This window comes from Bacteroides sp. CAG:633, from assembly GCF_000435115.1.
Lineage (GTDB): Bacteria > Bacteroidota > Bacteroidia > Bacteroidales > Bacteroidaceae > Bacteroides > Bacteroides ndongoniae.
The window spans coordinates 1,045-21,732 of sequence record NZ_FR883100.1 but is presented as its reverse complement, the minus strand read 5'-3'; the positions used below and the strand labels follow the sequence as shown (position 1 = coordinate 21,732).

Sequence of the window (20,688 nt, the reverse complement as noted above, 5' to 3'; positions counted from 1 at the left end):
CGCAATGTCTTCCAGCGAGTTGACGGCAGCAGCCCTCGCACCGAACTTGGGCGCGCCGATATAGACAGCGTCCGCCCCGTGATTTACGGCTTCTATCCCGCATTCCAGATTCTTGGCGGGAGCCAGCAGTTCGATTTTCCGTTGTCTGATCATTCTATTTCGTTGATGTTATACGGAGTTTCCTGATATACAAAGTAATTCAGCCAGTTGGAGAACAGCAGATTGGCATGAGCACGCCAACGCACGCGGACACCTTTTTCAGGATCATCGTCCACATAGTAATTGCGGGGCATCTCTATGGGCAGGCCTTTGGACAGGTCGCGGCGATATTCGGTATCCAGGGTCAGCGGGGAATATTCGGAATGTCCGGTAACGAAGAACTCACGGCCTCCGCGTGCCATCACCAGGTGTACACCGGCATCCTCCGATTCGGAGAGCAGTGTCAGCTCGGGCACCTTCAGAATGTCTTCCTTGCGGACTTCGGTATGGCGGCTGTGGGGCACGTAGAACATATCATCGAATCCGCGGAAGATGGGATGGAGCGGTTGCAGCGGCCGATGGGCAAAGATGCCGAACATCTTCTTGTCCAACGGATATTTGGGCACGCCATAGTGGTGATAAAGTCCGGCCTGCGCGGCCCAGCAGATATACAAAGTCGAAGTGACATGCGTGCGTGCCCAGTCGAAAATGTCGGTAATCTCGTCCCAGTAAGTCACTTCCTCGAAGTCCATTTGCTCGACCGGCGCACCGGTGATAATCATACCGTCGAACTTCTCGGCACGCATTTTTTCGAAGTCGTTATAGAACGCCTTCATGTGCTCGATAGGGGTGTTCTTCGAGGTGTGGCTCTTTATTTTCATGAACTGTATCTCCACCTGCAACGGGGTGTTCGAAAGAAGGCGCACCAAGTCCGTTTCGGTAGTTATTTTCAGCGGCATCAGGTTCAGAATGACGATGCGCAGCGGGCGGATGTCCTGCTGGGTTGCACGGGAGGTATCGATGACGAAGATGTTCTCCTCCTTCAGCAACTCGATGGCAGGCAGCTTATCGGGTAAATTTAATGGCATAACGTATTGATTTTCTTTAATCGGCAAAGGTAGCGTTTTTCCCCGAAAGGGAACGAATTTTACCCTTGCTTTTTAAGAACAGGCCATGCCCCGCCCGCACCCGGCCTTCTAACGGATGCGCCTTACGCGGTGGCCGTAAATTACAATCACCACAAAGCACACCAGCGGCAGCACAAACGACAGGTTGACAGCAGGCATACCCATCAGCACCTTGCAGTCGATGATAGCAGCCTGTACCGGCGGCAGTACCGAACCTCCCAGAATGGCCATAATCAGTCCGGCGGCACCGAACTTGGCATCGTCGCCCAAGCCGTTCAGGGCTATACCGTAAATAGTGGGGAACATCAGTGACATACAGGCCGATACGCCCACTAGGCAATACAAGCCAAAGATGTTATACAGGAACATGACTCCAAGAGTCAGTACACAAGCTACCAGCGCAAGCACCTTCAGCAGCGTGCCCGGATTGAGATACTTCAGCATAAAGGTACAAATGAAACGGCTGATGCAGAATATCACCATAGCCACAATGTTGTACTTTTGCGAAAGCACCTCGGCTGCCTGCTCTTCCATGCCCTGCGACATGAAAAGATGTGTACCGTACTGGATGATAAACGTCCAGCACATGATTTGTGCACCAACATAGAAGAACTGTGCCACCACGCCCTCGCGATAATGACGGATGGAGAAAATGCGTTTCAGAGTGGGCAGGAAATCGATGGAATGAGACTGGTCGCCGTTATGCGGCATGCGCACCGCGCGTATCACCAACAGCATAATCAGAATGATGACCCCAATCACCAAATAAGGAGCGATAAGTATTGCCAGGTCGGAATCGCGCACTTGCTCAAACTCGGCCTGCGTCAGTTGGCTTCGCTCGACGGTATCCATCGGATTCAGACGGTTCTGAATGAAATTCATTGCCACAAACATACCTAACAGTGACCCCATCGGATTGAAAGCCTGCGCCAGATTCAGACGGCGTGTGGCCGTCCGCTCAGTACCCATTGACAGGATATACGGATTACAACTCGTTTCGAGGAACGAAAGTCCACAGGTCATGATGAAGTAGGCTATCAGGAAAGGATAATAATCGCCCGTCAGTTTGGCGGGAAAGAACAGAAACGCGCCCAAGGCATACAGTCCGAGTCCCAGCAGTACGCCGGCCTTGTAAGTAAACCGCCGTATAAACATGGCAGCCGGAAAGGCCATGGCAAAATATCCGCCATAGAAGGCTACCTGCACCAGTGCTCCGTCGGTGACACTCATCCGGAATATCTTGGAAAAAGCTTTCACCATAGGATTGGTAATGTCGTTGGCAAAACCCCACAGGGCAAAACAGGAAGTTACAAGTATAAAGGGAATGAGATAACTGACTCCGTCTTTGCTGAGAATAGACTCTTTTGTTTGATTACTGTTCTTGTTCATGGTTCTTAGATTGTTGTTACTTCATTATTTCTGCTAAAGATACATAGCTGTTTCCACATCGTGTTCATCGAGGTTTCCGACTGTTTTCCGGCAGCGAATTCCACGATTCATCTGTGCTGAACTATACTGATGCAAAGAACTGCATTTTCGCGCAGAAAAGCAACATCCGAAGAAGTGTTTTACAACACATGAAGCAAAGATGCGGGATCGGCGACACTCCCAGCCCACATCCGGACAGCAAAATGCCGGGAAACAACGAGTATGTTCCTCCGGCATTTCTTTCACACAGTATATCAAAAAGAATACAAACATATATTCTTCTTGATTGAATATCCGTTTAGTTATCGTACAATTGTTTCTACCTTACCGTTACGGAAAAACAGATAGAACGAACCTGAATACATCCATTGAACCTCACCATTATTCTCTTGAACAGAACGAGGCTTTCCAAAAGCCATAAGACATTCTTCTTCGGTCATTCCCTTCACGGGACGGCTGATAGCAATATCATCCCAATGAGTAATGGCACTCAGTTTATTGGTAGTTATGAAATCAAAAAGTTTATTCAAGACTTGCGATTCTGACAGAACAAAGTCGTCCACTATTTCCTTATGCGATTCCTTCTTCTCAGGCTTTAATTTTTCCATAGGTGTCTGGCGTTTCATCATTAAAACTGATGATTCGATAAGAATGTCAGAAAGGAAATAGATCAATTTTCCTTCTTTTACTTGAAATTTGGCCTTGCAGTAATATACATTCTTTTGTTGGGAATCGGCATTTGAGCCCAACACCCAGTCGCAATAAAAGCTTTTAGCCGTTATATTCAGTTCATGTATGCCCTTTCTAAACTCCGGACACACATTATTTATGGTCCATAATAAAGTGTTGGCAAAAATAGTCTCATCCGACATGTCACTGAAAGGTATAAATCCACTTACGACATAGTTCTTGCCATCCGCACTGACAGGGTACTGTGTTTTTAGTTCGCTGAATGTTTGTCCCGATGCAGAAACAAATCCTGCAAGTAAACATATAATTATAAGAAAATGTCTTTTAATCATTGCCTTAAATAAAAAAAAGCATTCACCCTGCGTATGCTTCAAAACAATTCCGACATACGCAGGTGTGAACGCTGAATGTTATGATTTAGAGTTTAATATTGCATTAGAAAGCTACACCCAAACGAATCATGAAGTTGCTTGATTTTACACCATCCAGATCGGTAAATACATCAATAAATCCACGTTGGTAACTGAAGTCAAGGTTGAAGCGATCGTACCATACTCCTACACCCAAGTTAAGACCTGCATCAAAACGGTTGTAATCTACTCCACTGTAATCAGCGAAATCAGACCAGCTGATGTCTTCGCCATCACCCTTCATCTTACTTGTATAGTCGCAAGATACGAACGCACCGATATGGGGATCAATAGAAATCGCATCAGTCACATCAAATTCCCAGCCAAATGTGAAAGGAGAAACTTGAACTGCATGAGCAATGCTTTTAATGTCATCGCCTTCACCCTCTACTTTAAATCCTCTGGAAGTCAAACCAAAGTCCATTCCCCAATAAGCGCCTTGAGCCCCCAGATTTTTAGTAAAGCCGAGCATTACATTATACCCCATCTTAGATTTCAGATCTTCTGCAGCATCGCCACTCAAATTCATAAGATTCATACCACCACGTACAAACCACTGTGTGTTACTTGATTGTTTTTCGGTTCTTACAATTGAGCTACGAGATGAAACTATTTGAGCTTGAGTGCCCATGCAAATTAACAATGCAGCAATAATAGATAATAACTTTTTCATTGTAATATGTTTTTAAGTTCGTATTAATTTCTGTTCTTTACGATGGGAGCTTTCTTGCTTTCCTCATTACCTCCTGTAGACTTTTGAATCTGTATCCATTCAAAATCTTCCTTAGTAGCAGGATGCCAGTTGGTAAACACTCCCGGATAGCCAACAACAGTTACCGTGTATCCTTTAGATGCTTCATCATCTTCTACCTTGAACGTAGCACCCATAATAACATCGCACTGATGTTTCTGAACGGAAAGATAAGTGCCCCACGCACGGATATTATCCAGCTTTCCTTCCATTCCTATTTCTACTTCTTCTTTGCTCAATACCCAAGTATCTACGATCTTTTTAGATTTACCGTTCTCTTTCTGTATTTCTACATCCACTACGGTAGGCTTTACAATAACCTCAGTTTCTGCATTACCGGCACGTGCTTGTGCATCACGAAATTTAAATACTGTTTTCTGCGCATACGACTCGAATACGCAAGCCAGCAGAATGGCGAACAATAGAATAATCTTCTTCATAATTATTTATATTTGAAATAACTAACTCTCCTCTAAAATTCCATAACGGAACAATGCTGCCAAAAAATGCTATTCGCATACACAAAACGTCTATTTTCACTGCCATTAAACCATTTAGCAGAGAAATCTAGACCTTGCAAAGATAGACTAATTTCCAAAAAATTAGCAATTCGAAACCTTTTTTTTTCGCCCCTGAAAGGGGAGCAAAACGCGTTGAAAAATCCGAAATCCGAACTAAACAGTCAAAACGCGACACTATCCGGACTTATTTTGAACTAAACAGAAAAACCGGCTCGGCAAAATTTTACAATATTATTTCTACCGCAGCAGTATTTTGCCTCTTTTTCCACCCCAGACGAACCGCTTTTCAGCAGCACTTGCATGGCATTTGTGGGACACTTGCACGGCTCGCGAGAGACACTTGTACGGCTCGCGAGCAACACTTGTGTGGCTCAAACGCCCTGCAAACATGCCTGCCGGAAGCCTCGAAAGCAAGAAGTAGGGAAGTCGTATGGTTTTCTCGTTTCTTTTTCGTATTTTTGTTCCCAATGTACAAGTCTGTTACCAGACAAAAGGAAATAGAAGAAAAGAAGATGAAAGTAATCGACCTGATAAACAGCACGCAGAAGACCGCCTTCTCGTTCGAGATACTGCCGCCATTGAAAGGCACGGGCATCGAGAAACTGTACGAGACCATCGACTTGCTGCGTGAATTCGACCCCAAATACATCAACATCACCACCCACCGCAGCGAATACGTCTACAAAGAGCTGGGCAACGGACTGTTTCAGCGCAACCGCTTGCGCCGCCGCCCGGGCACCGTGGCCGTAGCTGCCGCCATACAGAACAAGTACAACATCACCGTTGTGCCCCACATCTTGTGCAGCGGATTCACGCAGGAAGACACGGAGTATCAACTGCTCGACCTGCAATTCCTCGGCATCACCGACCTGCTGGTGCTGCGCGGCGACAAGGCTAAGCACGAGTCTGTCTTCGTGCCCGAACCGGGCGGACACGCCCACGCCGTCGAACTGCAACAGCAGATCAACAACTTCAACAAAGGTATCTTCGTCGACGGGTCGGAGATGAAAATCACCCGTACGCCTTTCTCGTACGGCGTAGCCTGCTACCCCGAGAAGCACGAAGAAGCCCCCAATCAGGAGACCGACCTGTACTGGCTGAAAAAGAAGATGGAGACCGGCGCCGAATATGCCGTCACCCAACTTTTCTACGACAATCGCAAGTACTTCAGTTTCGTAGAGCGTGCCCGCCAGGAGGGAATCACCATTCCCATCATCCCCGGCATCAAGCCCTTCAAGAAGCTGTCGCAGCTCAGCATGATACCCAAGACCTTCAAGGTAGACCTGCCCGAAGAGCTGACCCACGAACTGCTGAAATGCACCAACGACGACGAGGCACGCCACGTGGGCATCGAGTGGTGCGTCAAGCAATGCCGCGAGCTCATCGACCACGGAGTGCCCAGCCTGCACTTCTACTCGATAGGAGCAGCCGACAGCATCCGTGAAGTAGCCAGACAGATTTATTAATAAAGGAAGAACGAAGAATGAGGAATGAAGAATTTGGAATCCACCCATAAAAGGAGCTGAAATGACATGCCTCATTCACTAAAAAAGGATTTAAATAACGTGTTCAGTTTCAACGACATCATCGGACAAGAGCAGGTAAAACGACGCCTGATACAGGAAGTGCAGGAAGGACGCATCGCTCACGCACAGCTCTTCTGCGGCCCCGTGGGTAGCGGCAAACTGCCCCTCGCCCTGGCCTATGCACGCTACCTGTGCTGCCCCAACCGCACCGCCACCGATGCCTGCGGCACCTGCCCTTCGTGCGTGAAGTGGGAAAAACTGGTACACCCCGACGTCCACTTCATCTTTCCCATCGTCAACAAGGCCAAGAGTCCCAAAGTATCCGTCTGCAACGACTTTCTGCCCCAATGGAGGCAGCAGCTCATCGCCAATCCCTACTTCTACCTCAGCCACTGGCTGGACGACATGGATGCCGAAAACAAGCAGGCGCAGATTTTCACACAGGAGAGCGAGGAAATCATCCGCAAGCTCAGCCTGAAGTCGAGCGAGGGAGGCTACAAGGTAACCATCGTCTGGATGGCCGAAAAGATGAACGAAGCCTGTGCCAACAAGCTGCTCAAGCTGTTCGAGGAGCCGCCCGCACGCACCGTCTTCCTGCTCATCACCGAAACACCGGACATGATACTGCCCACCATACAAAGCCGCACGCAGCGCATCAACATTCCCCGCATCAGCGAGGCCGACATTGCCGCTGCCCTGCAAAGCAAGTACGGCGTGCAACCCGTCGACAGCGAAAAGATAGCCCACCTGGCCGGTGGCGATTTCATCAAGGCGCTCGAAGCCATCCAACTGAATGAAGAGAACGAACTTTTTTTCAACTGGTTCGTCAGCCTGATGCGGCTGTCCTACCAGCGCAAGATACGCGAGATGAAGCAATGGAGCGAGCAACTCGCCTCCATCGGCCGCGAACGCCAGAAAAGTTTTCTGGACTACTGCCAGCGCATGATACGCGAGAACTTCATCTACAACTTCCACCGCCCGGACATGAACTACATGACCCTGCAGGAAGAGAACTTCTCGACACGCTTCGCCCCCTTCGTCAACGAGCGCAACGTCATGGGCATCGTTCACGAACTGACCGAAGCGCAGATACACATCGAACAGAACGTCAACCCGCGCATGGTCTTTTTCGACTTCGCACTGAAGATGATCGTTCTGCTGAAAACGGGATAAGCAACACCCCGCACACTTGAGAACCTGAAAACTAACATTATATTCAACCAAACGATATGAATGAATTCAAACTACATAACGGAAGCGGAAACCTCTGCTGCAAAAGCTGCGGCAGACAAGACAAGCAGCTGAACACCTACGACTGGCTGGCCGACATTCCCGGCAATGCCGAAGAAAGCGAGTACGTAGAAGTGCAGTTCAAGAACACCCGCAAAGGTTACTACCGCAACAGCAATAAAATTCCCCTCGAAAAGGGCGACATCGTAGCCGTAGAGGCCACTCCCGGCCACGACATCGGCGTCGTAACCCTGACCGGACGCCTCGTGCCCCTGCAGATGCGCAAAGCCAACCTCAAGTCCGAAGCCGACATCAAGCGCATCTACCGCAAGGCAAAGCCCGTGGACATGGAGAAGTACAACGAAGCCAAGAGCCGCGAGCACAGCACCATGATCCGTGCCCGCCAGATAGCCCTCGACCTGAAGCTGGAGATGAAGATAGGCGACGTCGAATACCAGGGCGACGGCAACAAAGCCATCTTCTACTACATAGCCGACGAACGTGTTGACTTCCGCCAGCTCATCAAAGTCCTGGCCGAAGTATTCCGCGTACGCATCGAGATGAAGCAAATCGGAGCCCGACAGGAAGCCGGACGTATAGGCGGCATCGGTCCCTGCGGCCGCGAGCTGTGTTGCGCCACCTGGATGACAACCTTTGTCTCCGTATCGACCAGCGCCGCACGCTACCAGGACATCTCCCTCAACCCGCAGAAGCTGGCCGGACAGTGTGCCAAGCTGAAGTGCTGTCTGAACTACGAAGTGGACTGCTACGTAGAAGCCCAGAAGCGCCTGCCCTCGAAGGAAATCCAACTCGAAACCAAGGACGGCGTCTTCTACTTCTTCAAGGCCGACATTCTGAGCAATCAGATAACCTACTCCACCGACAAGAGCATCCCGGCCAACTTAGTAACCATCAGCAGCCGCCGTGCCTTCGAAGTGATTGGTATGAACAAGCGAGGCATCAAGCCCGACAGCCTGCACGAAGAAGCCGCCCGAAGCGAAAACAAGAAAGCCACCGACCTGCTCGAGCAGGAAAGCCTGACCCGCTTCGACCGCAGCCGTAAGGGCAAGAACAACAACGGAAACGAGACGAAAGAAGTCGCCGAGAACAACGGCGGCGGAAACTCGCGCAAGAAGAAGAAAAAAGGCAATGCCAACCGTCAGCCCGACAATGCCCAACAGGCTGCCGCACCTGCCAAGCAACAGCCGGCACGCCCGCAGAACGCCGAGCAGGCCGAAGCAGTAGCCGCCAAACAACCGGCCAAGCAGCCAAACAACGGTGAAGCCGGCGAGAACAACAAACGTCAATCGGGTGAAAACAAGCGTAAAAACGGACGCAATAACCGCCCTAAACAACAGCAGGAAGCCGCTTCGCAGCCGCAGCAGGGCAATGTCCCTCAAGGCGAAAAAGCTCCCAAAACTGAAAAGCAACCCGCTGGCAGCGAACGTCCGCAACAGCAGCCCCGAAAGAACCAGCCGAAGGAGAAGAACCAGCAAGGCGAAAGAAAACAACAAGGCGACAAGCCCCGCCAGGAAGCAAAACCCCAGCAGGAGCCCAAGCCACGGCAGGAAGCCAAACCAACTCAAAGCAACAATGAACAGCCGTCGCAAAACTAATCCGACGGCATTCGGCCGGAATCTGTTACAACTGCTTGCCGTATGTGCCCTATGCGCATGCGACAAGCAGGCTGTATATCATAACTTCCACTCCTTGCCCAGCGAAGGCTGGAGCAAGCAGGACACGGTTGTGTTCGACGTCACTGTGCCCGACTCGCAAACGAACTACAGGCTCGACATCGAAATCAGGAACACCAATCGTTACCCGTATCAGGACATCGGATTAGGGCTGTGCTACTGCGGTCCGGGCATCAGCCAGACGACAACCGACAGCCTGCACTACATTCTGGCCGACCGACAAGGGCACTGGAAAGGCGAAGGCTGGGGCGGACTGTATCAGACACGCTTTCCGGCAGGTACCATCCGCATCGACAGTGCTGGTACCTATCGCCTCAAACTGATCCATACCCTGCCCAACGAAACACTGCCAGGCATCAACGACATCGGCATCCGCCTTGTCAGACAAGCCGGCGGTTCCTACCCGCATCAATCCGCAGAAAAATAAACAGCAGAATCGTAAAACCCCACAACGACGAGCCACCATAGCTGAAGAACGGCAAAGGAATGCCGATTACAGGCGTCAGTCCCAGCACCATACCGATGTTGATAAAGAGGTGGAACAGAAATATACTCAGCACCGAATAGCCATATACCCGCCCGAAGGGTGATTGCTGACGCTCGGCCAGCGCAATAAGACGCAATATCAGTATCAAAAACAGTAGTAGTACAAAAACAGAGCCAACGAAGCCCTCTTCCTCACCTACTGTACAGAAGATGAAGTCGGTATCCTGCTCGGGCACGTATTTCAACTTCGTCTGTGTGCCGTTCAGGAATCCTTTACCCGTCAGACCACCCGAACCGATGGCAATCTTCGACTGATTGACGTTGTATCCTGCACCGGCCAAGTCTTCCTCCATGCCCAGTACCACCTTGATACGCACCTGTTGGTGGGGTTCCAACACCTTGTTGAAGAAATAATCGCTGGAATACAGAAAGCCAATGGAGCCCATAGCAAACAACCCTATCAGCAGATAGGACCAGCGACGCTCACTCAGAAAAAGATAAAACAGATAGCCCACGGCAAGCGCACAAAGCCCCCACTGCGCCCATACCAGGTTGAAAGGAACGATATACTCCGACACGATGAATGCCAGCAGCACTCCTCCTACCGAGCCAATGAGCATATTGCGTACCGGTACCCAACGTTTCTCGTACACCCACACCATCCCCGCAGCAAACAGCAACACCATCTGCAACACAGCAAACTCGCCGATCGGTGTCGGCGTGTCGGCTATGCATTCTTCGGCAAAGCGAATGCCCACTACAAAATAAAGGACAGCACAGATACCCGAAAACAGCACTACTCCAGGCATTCCCTCGCGATAGAGCATCAGGAAAAAAGCCAGGTAAACCAGTGCCGAACCCGTCTCGCGCTGCAGAATAATAAGCATCATTGGAAAAAGTATCAGGAAAGCCACCATCAGCACTTTCTTCCAGTTCCGGAGTGTAAACGAATAGGTACTCATGTACTTGGCAAGTACCAGAGCCGTAGCAAACTTGGCAAACTCCGCCGGCTGCAGGCTGACAGGCCCCAATATGAGCCATGAACGCGACCCTTTCGTATCGGGCGCAATGAAAATAGTGACGATAAGCAGCAACATCAGGCCTATATATATAAGGTAAGCAAACATGTCGTACAGCGTATCGTCCAGCATCAGCAGCACAAACCCAAGTCCGAACGAACAGATAATCCAGACGAACTGCTTGCCTGCACGGGTCGAGAAATCCAGAAAATCGCGGTCGCCGTAATCGTAGCTTGCCCCGCACACGCTGAACCAACCGCATACAATCAGCAGCAGATAGACGATAATCGTCGCCCAGTCAAGCGACTTCCAGATGCTGTCCCTCCTTGTTGCCAAATTCTCTATCATAGTCAAATCTTGAGTTTCTAAGTTCTTTTTAGTTTTTAAGTTGCACCTATGCCTTTGAGAGCAGAGACAAATATTCCCCAGCCAGATTTACTCCCGCTCCTCTCTCCCCTCTCCTTGGGAGAGGGGCCGGGGGTGAGGCTTAACTTCTCCTACCGTTCTTCGTCGCCGTAATAGATAACCCGATTACTGAAATCTTCTGCCAGTTTCTCGTTCTCGGGCGACAGCTTGCCATGCAGATACTGGTCCATCATCATTGCACCAATCGGCACACCAAACGTAGCCCCAAAGCCACCGTTCTCTACATACACGGCTATGGCTATCTTCGGATTGTCCATCGGTGCAAAGCCCATAAAGACGGAGTGGTCTTTTCCGCGGTTCTGCGCCGTTCCCGTCTTTCCGCAAGCTTCTACACCCGGCAAAATGGTTCCGACCATACGACAGGTAGCACTGCCCGTACTACCCGTAACGGCTGCCCGCATACCTTCTACAATATCTTCGTAATACTTGCGGTCGATACTCGTATAGCGGCGGGTGCGATACAAACTGTCCAGTTCGTTGTCCTGTATTTCCTTCACCACATGGGGCGTTATGAAGTAACCACGGTTGGCAATCGTAGCTCCCAGATTGGCAATCTGCAAAGGTGTAGCCAGAATTTCACCCTGCCCGATGGCGATACTGATAATGGTAAGTCCATTCCACGAGCCGCGGTAAACTTTGTCGTACGTACTGGCGTTGGGGATGAAACCACGTATCTCGCCCGGCAAGTCTGTGCCAAGTTTGTAACCGAAGCCCTGCGAAACCATGTAGTCCTTCCAGACAGTCAAAGCCTTTTGGGGTGAACCATACTTGCGGTCGCCTATCATGCGAAACAAGCCCCAGCAGAAGTACGAGTTACACGAAGTAGCAATGGCCGGCACCAGTGAAAGCGGCGAAGCGTGTCCGTGGCAACCTACATGCAAACTACCGTAGCTGAAACCGTGAGAACAGGGGTACAACGTTGTTTCTTCGTGTATGATGCCTTCCTGAAGGAAAGTGAGTCCCTGTGTCGTCTTGAATGTCGATCCAGGCGGATAGGCTCCCATAATGGCACGGTTCAGCAAAGGCTTCCGCTTGTCGAGCTGAAGAAGGCGATGATTCTTTCCGCGCTGACGGCCAATCAGTATATGTGGATCGAACGAGGGCGACGATACCATACAGAGAATCTCGCCCGTAGAGGGTTCGATGGCTACGATGGCACCAATCTTATGTTGCAACAGTCGTTCGCCCAGCATCTGCAAGTCGATATCAATGCCCAGCGTAAGGTTCTTGCCAGGAATGGAAGGGCGGTCGAGCTGACCGTCCATGTAATGCCCCTGAATGCGGCCGTGGGCATCGCGAAGCAACACTTCCACGCCTTTTTCGCCGCGCAAGTAAGTCTCGTAAGAACGTTCTATTCCCTGCTTACCGATGTAGTCGCCGCGAATGTAATAATCGTCCTTCTCGATGTCGCGTTTGGATACTTCACCGATATCGCCCAGCACGTGTCCGGCAGAGTTGTAGGTGTATTGCCGGATGGTACGACGCTGTATGTAGAAACCGGGGAACTTGAACAATTTCTCCTGAAACACACCACATTCCTCGGACGAAAGCTGTGTCATAAAAGTCTGATGGGTGTATTTCGAATATCCGGGATTCATCCACCGGTTTTTCACATCCTTCATGCGCTTGTCGAACTGTTCGCGCGTGATGTTCAGGGCACGGCAGAAGTCGGCCGTATCGAGTTGTGTCACTTCGCGGGGTACGAAGGTAATGTCGTAAGCAGGTTGGTTGAATACAAGCAACTTACCGTTACGGTCATAGATGGCTCCGCGCGAAGGATACTGTATTTTATTCAGGAAAGCGTTGCTGTCGGCATTCTTCTTGTAATCATCTGTCATGATTTGCAGGTCGAAGAGGCGCAGGATATAAATGAATACAATAATCACTGCCGCCAAGCCGATTACAAACTTCCGTTTCTCTAACTGATAGTCCTTCATTGAACGAATGGGTAAATAGATAATTGAGTAAATGTACGATCAGGCCAACGGACTACTACCGCTTTTTCCGTATACCTTCGACCGCCATGACACACGCCACTGTAAGCACACTGCTCGACAGGATGCGCAGCAACAGCGTGCCCAAATGGGCAAACGAAAAGAATTCGATGGAGAGCAGCACGGCATGATGGACCAGCACACTGAACGAAAGATACTTCAGAAAAGGCGAAATACCCATGGTGCGGACAGCCGGTACAAAACTTTCGACCGTATCGCGCGGTGTGAACAGACGCAACAGTACCGGACGCAAAAAGGCCAGAAAAACCGTTGCCGCAGCATTCATACCCGGCGTGTCGGAAAAGACGTCGATGGCAAGGCCCAAAAAGAAAGCCCACAGCATCAGCGCGTTGCGCGAAGTCTCCGACTCGAACTTCAGTATCAGATAGACGTACAGAAAGGGAGTGGCATATCCGACGATATGCATATTGTTCAATATCAGCACCTGCAACAACAGCAAGCCGACGAACCATCCTATTTTATGCAGATAATTGTGTACCAATGGTGTATTAATTCGTTTCTTCTACCTCCAAATTGTTTTGTTCTTCCTGACCGTTACGGGCTATGACGCGTACGTCGCTCACCTTACCGAAGTCTGTAGCCAGTTTTATCTTCAACAGGTACGAAAGCCCGTCGTGCGAGTCGGACATATCGTCCACCGTACCCACCATGACACCGGCCGGAAACACAGCCGAATAGCCGCTTGTCACCACCGTATCACCTAGGTTGAACTCGGCATGGCGGGGCAAGTCTTTCAGATAGGCAAAGCGTGAGTCACCACCTTCCCACTTCAGGTAACCGAAGTATTCACTGCCCACAATCTTGCAACTGATGCTCGACTTGCTGTTCAGCAACGGAATAACGAGCGAATAATGAGGCGAGGTTTTGTAGACAATGCCGACTACCCCGTTTGCATCGACCACTCCCATGTCGGGCCGTATACCTGCCGATGCACCCTGATCGAGGGTGATGTAGTTGTCGGCACGGTTCAGCGTATTCTTGATAACGTTTGCCTTGAAGATGCGGTAATCGCCTGCCTCCATGTGGTCCAGACTGTAGAGGCGCGCCGAGTCGGCTCCCTTGTCGCGCAGCATCTTTTCGAGCTGTGCCACACGCTGTTCAAGCAGCAGGTTGCGGTCGAGCAAGTCTTCGTTCACCGACTTGAGGTGGAAGTAAGAGCTGATGCCTCCGGATATCTCGTAGACGCGTCCCGCCACTTCGTTAGCCGAGGTAAAGAACACACTCTGCTGGTAGTGATTGAAGCGGAACAATAAAACAAAACTGGCTACCTCCAACAACAGAAAGAGGAACCAGTAATTGTATTTAAGAAGGAAGTTCAGTAGATTCCGCACGAGTTCTATACTAATTAACAATGGATAATGGATAGTTGATAACCGACAGATGTGTTATCAAATATCCATTCACTAATTCATTTACAAATCACCGCATCAGGAACGAGAAGCGGTCAACGTTCTTCAACGCCACGCCCGTTCCCTTGGCTACGGCATGCAAGGGGTCTTCGGCAATGTGGAAGGGGATGTTGATCTTGTCCGTCAGACGCTTGTCGAGTCCGCGAAGCAAGGCACCACCACCAGCCAGGTAAATACCGTTGTGCACAATGTCGGCGTAAAGTTCGGGAGGAGTATTCTCAAGCGCGCTCAGAATGGCTGTCTCGATCTTCGAGATAGACTTCTCCAGACAGTGTGCCACTTCCTGATAGCAGACAGGCACTTCCATAGGCAGAGCTGTAATGCGGTTCGGTCCGTGTACAATATAGTCCTCGGGAGCGTCTTCACCCAGTTCGGTAAGGGCGGCACCTACGTGTATCTTGATACGTTCGGCCATACGTTCGCTGACCTTGACGTTGTGCTGACGGCTCATGTATTCCTGAATGTCGGCTGTCAGGTCGTCGCCGGCAATGCGGATAGAGTTGTTCGATACGATACCGCCGAGCGAAATGACAGCAATCTCGGTAGAGCCACCACCTATATCAACAATCATGTTTCCTTCGGGAGCTTCCACGTCGATACCGATACCGATGGCTGCTGCCATGGGTTCGAATATGAGGTAGACGTCACGTCCGCCGGCGTGTTCGGCCGAGTCGCGTACGGCACGGAGCTCGACTTCGGTACTGCCCGAAGGAACACCGATCACCATGCGGAGCGAAGGCGAGAACAGACGGTTACGGTTGTTCACCATCTTGATAAGTCCGCGAATCATCTGCTCGCAGGCATAGAAGTCGGCAATCACGCCGTCGCGCAGCGGACGGATGGTGCGTATGTTCTCGTGGGTCTTCTCGTGCATCAGCTTTGCCTTCTCGCCCACGGCTATCATCTTGTCTGTACGACGGTCCAAGGCCACTACCGAAGGTTCGTCCACCACAATCTTACCACCAGCGGTAATGATGGTGTTGGCTGTGCCGAGGTCCATCGCTATTTCTTGTGTAAAAGAGAAAAATCCCATCTTATAAATTAAGAATTATAAATGAAGAATGAAGAATCTATTTAAACGAAGAATGAAGAATGGAGAATGAAGAATTCAGGTAGGCAACTACGCGCCGCATGGAAATTCTTCATTCTTCACTCTTCGTTCTTCATTATCGATTAGTGCTTGAAGTGACGGAATCCGGTAGTCACCATAGCGATTCCGTGTTCGTTGCAGTAGTCAAAGCTCAGCTGGTCCTTGATGCTTCCGCCCGGCTGGATAACGGCTGTAACGCCTTCGTTGCCGGCTATCTCGACGCAGTCGGGGAAGGGGAAGAAAGCATCGCTGGCCATCACGGCACCGTGCAGGTCGAAGCCAAAGCTCTTGGCCTTCTCGATGGCCTGTTTCAGAGCATCTACGCGGCTGGTCTGTCCTACACCGCTTGCCAACAGCTGTTTGCCCTTAGCCAACACGATAGCGTTGGACTTGCTGTTCTTCACAATCTTGTTGGCAAACAGCATGTCTTCGATTTCCTCGGCAGTAGGAGCCTTTTCGGTCACCACTTTCAGGTCGGCAGGAGTTTCGATCTTCAGGTCGCGATCCTGTACCAGCACACCGTTCAGCAGCGAGCGGAACTGTTTCTTAGGCAATTCGGCAGGCTTGCGTACCAGGATGATGCGGTTCTTCTTCTGACCCAGTATTTCGAGGGCATCCACGTCATAATCGGGAGCGATGATGACTTCGAAGAAGATTTTGTTGATTTCCTCGGCTGTCTCCTTGTCGACAACGGCATTGGTGATGAGCACTCCGCCGAAAGCCGATACAGGGTCACCAGCCAGGGCATCTTTCCAAGCTTCGAGCAAAGTCGGACGTGTAGCCAGACCGCAGGCGTTGTTGTGCTTCAGGATAGCGAAAGTGATATCGTTGCCAAACTCATCAATCAGGTCAACGGCAGCATTGATGTCGAGCAGATTGTTGTAGGAGATTTCCTTACCATGTATCTGGTCGAACATTGCATCCAGATTGCCGTAGAAGTAGCCTTTCTGATGCGGATTTTCGCCGTAGCGCAGAGTCTTCTGATTACCGGCCGAGCAGCGGAAAGCACTGCCTTCTTCGCCGTCGAAGTAATTGAAGATAGCCGAGTCATAGTGCGAAGAAACGGCGAAGGCTTCTTTCGCAAACCAGCGGCGTTCTTCGAGCGAAGTAGTAGCACCGTGCTCCATCAGCATATCGCGGAAGGGCTGGTACTGTGCCTGCGAAGCGATGATAACCACATCGTTGTAGTTCTTGGCAGCCGCACGGATCAGTGAGATGCCGCCTATGTCGATCTTCTCGATAATGGCCGGTTCGTCGGCACCGCTGGCCACAGTAGCTTCAAACGGATACAGGTCGACGATGACGAGGTCTATTTCGGGAATTTCATATTTTTCAATTTGTTGCATGTCTTGCTCCAGTCCGCGACGGCACAGGATACCTCCGAATACTTTCGGATGCAATGTCTTCACACGACCGCCCAAGATAGAGGGATATGTGGTAAGGTCTTCCACTGCCTTGCAGGGATAACCCAGAGATTCGATAAACTGACGAGTTCCGCCTGTCGAAAGGAACTCTACACCTTCTTCATGCAGTTTGGTGATAATCTCATCCAAACCTTCCTTATGGTATACAGATACCAAAGCTGTTTTGATTCTTTTTGTTTCGGACATGATTCAGTTATTTAAATTACGCGCAAATTAAATCTATAATGCCGCAAAGTTACAAATTTTGTTCGTAAGGAGACGCATACACAGGCAATTAATCGCAAAAATTATACTTTTTAATGACAAGCCCCCGTGCGTCCGCCTGTTTCTGCCAGACGTATACGAATACCTCCGTCCGCACAGCCCAGAAGGCAGATTCGCTACCGGGAATGGCGCCACGCACCGTACTTGACAATGTGACACTTTGCTCCGCCAACGCCGCGAGAATCGCGAAATTCCGTCCGACAGCCCGCCGTCCCAGAATTTCGGAAGCAAAAATCCGCATTCCGCTGCCTCTTAGCACGATATCGAAATCCTTACATCTGAAAGAGAAAAACACCTCCCCTCCGGTTCCCCAAAAAGCCTTATTTCCGCGGCCCAAAAGCCATTCTGACGAGCACAACAAGCGTTGCTGACGAGCCGCACAAGCATAGTTCGCAAGCCACACAAGCGTTGCTCCCGTTCCGAACAAGCACGGAACGCACACCGGACAAGCATTTTGGGGACAAAAAACGTATAAAGCCCGCATATCCAACGCATATTCATGCAGATTCAGCACCTATTCCGCCCACTTTTCACATTTTCAGCCTACTTTCGGAAAACAGGTCTATCAATTCAAAAAACCCTTTCCCGACAATTTGAAAGCAGAACACATTATCTGGCAAGCACATTGTCAGAATCTCTCTCATTCCTTCCCTGCACTCACTGACGGGCACAAAAAAGGGAGAATTCCTCGCCGCAGACAGTCTGCGAAGAAGAATCCTCCCCTCTCATATATAGGGTTATATCATCGTCCTGTTACCAGATGGAGACGCGCTCGGCCTGCGGCACGAACATCGGGTCTTTCTCGGTCACACCAAAGGCATCGTACCAGGCACCGATGTGCGGCAGTGCGCCGTTCACACGCCATTCGCCCAGCGAGTGTACGTCAATCTTGGTCAGTTGCAGCACATATTCCGGACGGATGTTGTTGGCCCATACACCAGCATAAGCCAGGAAGAAGCGCTGTTCGGGTGTGAAGCCGTCTTTTACTGCCAGCGGAGCAGCGGCAGTAGCGTTCTTGAAGGCCTGGAAAGCTACCTGCAAACCACCGTGGTCGGCAATGTTCTCGCCCAGTGTCATGCGGCCGTTGGCGTGTACGCCCGGAGCCACTTCGATGCTGTCGAAGAAGGCTACCATCACGTTGGCACGTTCCTCGAACTTCTTGGCATCTTCTTCGGTCCACCAGTCTTTCAGGTTACCATCCTTGTCGTACTGACGACCCTGATCATCGAATCCGTGCGTCATCTCATGTCCGATAACCACACCGATGGCACCGTAGTTGAAGGCGTCATCCGCATTCATATCGAAGAAAGGCGGCTGCAGGATGGCAGCGGGGAAACAGATTTCGTTCGTCGTCGGATTGTAGTAAGCGTTCACGGTCTGCGGCGTCATCAGCCATTCGTCCTTGTCGACGGGCTTGCCTGCCTTGGCCACCATCTCGGCGTGTCCCCACAGGTTGGCACGTTCGATGTTTGCCCAGTACGAGTCGTTCTTGATTTCGAGCGAGCTGTAGTCTTTCCATTTGTCGGGGTAACCTATCTTCACGTGGAAGGTAGCCAGTTTCTCCAGGGCTTTCACCTTGGTCGAATCGCCCATCCACGAAAGGTTCTGGATGCGTTGTCCCAGTGCTTCCTGCAGGTTCTTCACGAGGGTCACCATACGCTCTTTGGCAGCGGCGGGGAAGTACTTCTCGACATACATCTGTCCGACAGCCTCGCCCAGTGTAGAGCTTACTACGCCGACAGCTGTCTTCCAACGGGGTTGCATCTCTTGGGTACCCGACATCGTACGACTGTAGAAGTCGAAGTTCTGCTCCTTCATAGCATCGTTCAGGTAAGAAGCAGCGGCATCAATCAGTTTCCACTGCAAGTACAGGCTTTGGTCAGCCAGGGGCAGTGTGTCCAGAATCTTCACCGAAGCCTCCAGCGAAGCGGGCTGACCGATGATGATTTCCTTCACATCGTTCAGGTCAAGTCCTTTCAGATAAGCATCCCAGTCAAAGGTGGAGTACTGCTTCTTGATGTCTTCCATCGACATCTTGTTATAATTGGCATGAGGGTCGCGCAGATCGACACGCGAGCGGAAAGCCTGTGCCAAACGGGTTTCTACGTCCATCACTACCTTCACGGCACGTTCGGCGTCGGCGTCGCTGTATCCGGCCAGACCGAACATCTTCTTTACATGCACTTTGAAAGCCTCACGAATTTTAGTAGTAGCCTCATCGTCCAGCAGATAGTAGTCACGGTCGCCCATGCTCAGTCCGTACTGGGCTATCTGTACAGCGTTCATGTTGCTGTTCATTTCGTCGGCTGCCACGTAGAGGGCCAGATAGGCTGCGATGCCTTTCTTATAGAGCTGTGCCAGCAGCGGATAAAGCTGTTCCTTGCTCTGCAGCGCACCGATTTCCTTCAGTTCGGCCTGAATGGGGGCAACACCGTCCTGATTCAGCTTCACGCTGTCCATGGCAATCTTGTACAGGTCGCCTACCTTCTGTGCCACGCTGCCGGCTTCGTGTTGCGAAGCAGCCAGTTCTTCGATAAGACCCTGAATCTGCTTGCGGTTGTTCTCGGCCAGCACAGTGAACGAACCATACTGCGAATATTCGTCGGTCAGCGGATTGTTTTTCATCCAGCCACCGCAGGCATACTGATAGAAGTCGGTACCCGGCAGAGCCGTGGTATCCAGATTGGCAAGCTGAATGCCGGCTGTCTGTTCGGCCGTCTGCTTGCCCGTGTTGCACGATGTTGCCAGCAGGCATATCGCTGCAACGGGAAGAAAATGTTTCATGTTCATTGTTATACTGTTTTATAAAGTTGTTTTCCGTTCTTCACCCGGCGGCCATCAGGCTCCCTTTTGGGCTTCCTCCAGCTCTGTCGATGCTGTCTCCCACTCGTCCATTACGTGGTCGAGCTGTTCCTTCAGCTTGCGGTGCTGCTCGTAGAGCGACATGTCCGAGGCTCCTTCGGGAGTAGCCATTTTCTCCTCAAGAATGGCGATGGCGCTTTCGGTCTGTTCGATTTCGGCTTCGCAATCGGCCACGCGACGCTCCAGCTTCTTCAGGCGTTTGTTGAGTTCCTTCTGTTCCTGCCAGAGCCTCACCCCCTGCCCCTCTCCCGAGGAGAGGGGAGTAGTGGAGGTATTCTTTTGATTATTGGAAACAAAGAGGGAATCCAACCTTCCTCCCCTCTCCTTGGGAGAGGGG

The 20,688-nt window shown here is 50.8% G+C and carries 16 protein-coding genes and 1 pseudogene; 4 read left to right on the top strand and 13 right to left on the bottom strand.

The genetic code is table 11. The annotated features are described in order from the left end of the window. Window positions 1-149: 149 nt before the first annotated feature. The 5 genes from metA to QVP67_RS10460 all read right to left on the bottom strand — a co-directional run bounded on the left by metA (window position 150) and on the right by QVP67_RS10460 (window position 4,831). Window positions 150-1,067: a homoserine O-acetyltransferase MetA gene (metA, locus tag QVP67_RS10480; protein ID WP_022163518.1), complete on the bottom strand. Its 918-nt coding sequence runs from the start codon at window positions 1,065-1,067 to the stop codon at window positions 150-152. 108 nt (window positions 1,068-1,175) lie between these two features. Further along, a complete protein-coding gene (gene fucP / locus QVP67_RS10475) occupies window positions 1,176-2,495 on the bottom strand; it encodes an L-fucose:H+ symporter permease (protein ID WP_022163517.1) in 1,320 nt (439 codons plus the stop codon). Window positions 2,496-2,836: 341 nt separating this feature from the next. Then, window positions 2,837-3,556, bottom strand: coding sequence for a hypothetical protein (locus QVP67_RS10470; RefSeq protein ID WP_022163516.1), 720 nt, complete (start codon window positions 3,554-3,556; stop codon window positions 2,837-2,839). 103 nt (window positions 3,557-3,659) lie between these two features. Beyond that, window positions 3,660-4,307, bottom strand: coding sequence for an outer membrane beta-barrel protein (locus QVP67_RS10465; protein WP_022163515.1), 648 nt, complete (start codon window positions 4,305-4,307; stop codon window positions 3,660-3,662). Between the two features lie 23 nt (window positions 4,308-4,330). After that, the gene (locus tag QVP67_RS10460; RefSeq protein WP_113740838.1) at window positions 4,331-4,831 is read right to left on the bottom strand and encodes a hypothetical protein; all 501 of its coding nucleotides are present in this window, start codon (window positions 4,829-4,831) and stop codon (window positions 4,331-4,333) included. Between the two features lie 587 nt (window positions 4,832-5,418). Here QVP67_RS10460 and metF point away from each other — a divergent pair. The 4 genes from metF to QVP67_RS10440 all read left to right on the top strand — a co-directional run bounded on the left by metF (window position 5,419) and on the right by QVP67_RS10440 (window position 9,783). Beyond that, window positions 5,419-6,372, top strand: a complete 954-nt coding sequence (metF, locus tag QVP67_RS10455) for a methylenetetrahydrofolate reductase [NAD(P)H] (RefSeq protein WP_022163513.1) — start codon at window positions 5,419-5,421, stop codon at window positions 6,370-6,372. A 66-nt stretch (window positions 6,373-6,438) separates the two neighbouring features. Next, window positions 6,439-7,605, top strand: coding sequence for a DNA polymerase III subunit delta' (gene holB, locus QVP67_RS10450; protein WP_022163512.1), 1,167 nt, complete (start codon window positions 6,439-6,441; stop codon window positions 7,603-7,605). A gap of 56 nt (window positions 7,606-7,661) precedes the next feature. After that, window positions 7,662-9,278, top strand: coding sequence for a PSP1 domain-containing protein (gene ricT, locus QVP67_RS10445; RefSeq protein WP_022163511.1), 1,617 nt, complete (start codon window positions 7,662-7,664; stop codon window positions 9,276-9,278). Beyond that, window positions 9,256-9,783, top strand: a complete 528-nt coding sequence (locus QVP67_RS10440) for a gliding motility lipoprotein GldH (RefSeq protein WP_022163510.1) — start codon at window positions 9,256-9,258, stop codon at window positions 9,781-9,783. The genes ricT and QVP67_RS10440 overlap by 23 nt, the downstream gene beginning before the upstream one ends. Here QVP67_RS10440 and rodA read toward each other — a convergent pair. The 8 genes and pseudogenes from rodA to QVP67_RS15725 all read right to left on the bottom strand — a co-directional run. After that, complete coding sequence (rodA, locus tag QVP67_RS10435) at window positions 9,737-11,197, bottom strand: rod shape-determining protein RodA (protein ID WP_288180117.1); 1,461 nt, start codon at window positions 11,195-11,197, stop codon at window positions 9,737-9,739. The genes QVP67_RS10440 and rodA overlap by 47 nt on opposite strands. Before the next feature lie 161 nt (window positions 11,198-11,358). Continuing rightward, window positions 11,359-13,224 carry a penicillin-binding protein 2 gene (gene mrdA, locus QVP67_RS10430; RefSeq protein ID WP_022163508.1) on the bottom strand — a complete coding sequence of 622 codons (1,866 nt, stop codon included), beginning with the start codon at window positions 13,222-13,224 and terminating at the stop codon, window positions 11,359-11,361. Window positions 13,225-13,279: 55 nt separating this feature from the next. Further along, entirely contained in the window at window positions 13,280-13,783 is a 504-nt protein-coding gene (gene mreD / locus QVP67_RS10425; protein ID WP_022163507.1) for a rod shape-determining protein MreD, read from the bottom strand. Between the two features lie 7 nt (window positions 13,784-13,790). Then, window positions 13,791-14,633 carry a rod shape-determining protein MreC gene (gene mreC, locus QVP67_RS10420; protein WP_022163506.1) on the bottom strand — a complete coding sequence of 281 codons (843 nt, stop codon included), beginning with the start codon at window positions 14,631-14,633 and terminating at the stop codon, window positions 13,791-13,793. Between the two features lie 88 nt (window positions 14,634-14,721). After that, the gene (locus tag QVP67_RS10415) at window positions 14,722-15,744 is read right to left on the bottom strand and encodes a rod shape-determining protein (RefSeq protein WP_022163505.1); all 1,023 of its coding nucleotides are present in this window, start codon (window positions 15,742-15,744) and stop codon (window positions 14,722-14,724) included. Window positions 15,745-15,884: 140 nt separating this feature from the next. Further along, window positions 15,885-17,411 (bottom strand): bifunctional phosphoribosylaminoimidazolecarboxamide formyltransferase/IMP cyclohydrolase, encoded by a 1,527-nt coding sequence (purH, locus tag QVP67_RS10410; protein WP_022163504.1) that lies wholly within the window; start codon window positions 17,409-17,411, stop codon window positions 15,885-15,887. An 831-nt stretch (window positions 17,412-18,242) separates the two neighbouring features. Continuing rightward, the gene (locus tag QVP67_RS10405; protein ID WP_022163502.1) at window positions 18,243-20,279 is read right to left on the bottom strand and encodes a M13 family metallopeptidase; all 2,037 of its coding nucleotides are present in this window, start codon (window positions 20,277-20,279) and stop codon (window positions 18,243-18,245) included. A 48-nt stretch (window positions 20,280-20,327) separates the two neighbouring features. Continuing rightward, window positions 20,328-20,573, bottom strand: a pseudogene (locus QVP67_RS15725) (ABC transporter ATP-binding protein); the annotation flags it as partial. Window positions 20,574-20,688 lie beyond the last annotated feature (115 nt).